General features: G+C 69.0%; 1 protein-coding gene. It reads right to left on the bottom strand.

The window, feature by feature from the left end; translation table 11 throughout:
* Positions 1 to 68 precede the first annotated feature (68 nt).
* On the bottom strand, positions 69 to 1442 hold the full coding sequence (locus BN423_RS10415) for a VanZ family protein (protein ID WP_019240186.1): 1374 nt from the start codon (positions 1440 to 1442) through the stop codon (positions 69 to 71).
* Positions 1443 to 1653 lie beyond the last annotated feature (211 nt).

Below are 1653 nucleotides of genomic sequence, written 5' to 3'. Positions count from 1 at the left end.
CGGCGGGCGGATGCAGGCGCGGGCGGGCGCCAGCGCCGGACGAGGCCCCAGCCCAGCGTCCCAGCCCCCTACGCGTCCCCCGCCCGCGCGTCGTCGATCTCCGCGTCGAGCTCGTCGGAATACACGCTGTCGAACGATTCGTCGAACGCCTCGTCGATGCTCGCGGCGCCCAGATCGTTCTGCGCGAGCTCGTCCTCGAGGCTCTGCGCATGGCGGGCGGCGCGCAGCCGCTCGATCTGGGAATCGGACATCACGCGCGTGTTCGTCATCACGCCGTTGAGCATCACGAACGGCCGCTTGAAGGCGGAGAGCACCGCGCGCACGAGGATCGAGAACGCCCACACCGCGTACACGCTCGAGAGGATCGCCTCAAACGCGCCCGCGCCCAGCAGCAGCTCGTCCGTGTGACCGGAGAGCTCCGCGCCGCTCGTGGGCGCGATCCCGAGCGCCGGCGCCAGGCCGCTCGCCGCCGTCACGCCGCTCGTGGGGAAGAGCGCGCCCAGCCAGCTCGGCAGCAGCAGAAACACCCAGAAGAGCAGCCCGTAGCGGGCGATATATGCCCCGTTCGTCGCCGCGGAGCCGTCCGGCCGCACCACGCGCAGGCGCAGCGCCATGTGGCCGGGCGTCTGGCCGCGCGTGAGGCAGGGCACGAGCATGAACACAACGCCCGTGGCCACGAGCGCGCCGATGAGCCCCTCGTAGCGCCCGGTCACGCCGAGCGAGACCACGTTCGTCCACAGCCAGACGATGCCCTGGCAGAGAGCCATATCGATGGCGAACGCCAGCAGCCGCCGCGTGAACGACGTGTGCTCCGAGCCGCGCACGATGGAGCGGGCGTCCACGTCGCGCAGGTCGGGCAGGGACCGGCAGAGCGGGAACGACAGCCAGAAGCCCAGCATGGCGCCGGCAGTGTTCGTGATGAGGTCGTCCACGTCGAAGAGGCGGTACGGGTGCTCGTACAGGCCGAACAAGCCCGTGAGCTGCGACGTCTCGAAGAAGAGCGTGAGGCCGAAGCCCAGGAGCAGCGCCTGCCACCACCTGCGGTGGAAGAGGTAGCGCAGATACACGCCGAAGGGCACGGTGAGCAGCACGTTGAAGTAGACCGTGTAGACGGCCGGCAGGCGCAGGAAGGCGAGCAGGCTCGAGAGCGAGTCGATGCGGTCGAGGCCGCTCGCGCGCAGCTGCTGCATGAAGTGGAACGGCTGGAGCTGCGGGTGCTGGGCGCTCGCGACGTAGATGGCGCGGTCGGCCGGCAGCGGCAGGATCACCATGAAGTACGCGCACATGAGGTAGAAGATGAACGACGCCACGAGGAACGTCTTCCACGCCGAGATGCTGCCATAGCGGCGGTACTGGTAGATGGCGTACGGCAGCGAGAGCAGGGCGGACGCGAGCGGGAACAGCAGCGCCGCGATGCGGATGTTGTCCACGTAGCCAGCCATGTCGCACCCCTCTCTCCGGCGTCGCGGCCCCGCGCCGCGTCGAGCAAGCATACCGCATTTTGACAAAATCCAGACAGGCTGGTTTTTATCATCACTGCGCGGGTGAAGCGGGCGCGGGCGGCGGCCGCTTGCCGCCAGCGTTCGCCGGCCGCCAGCATTCGCCAGCCGCCGCCGTCCTTCGAGCACAAAGTTGACGGATTTATGCACGAAG

Origin of the sequence: Enorma timonensis (assembly GCF_000321165.1) — a bacterium.
Taxonomy (GTDB): Bacteria; Actinomycetota; Coriobacteriia; order Coriobacteriales; family Coriobacteriaceae; genus Enorma.
This window is presented reverse-complemented; position numbering and strand designations above follow the sequence as displayed.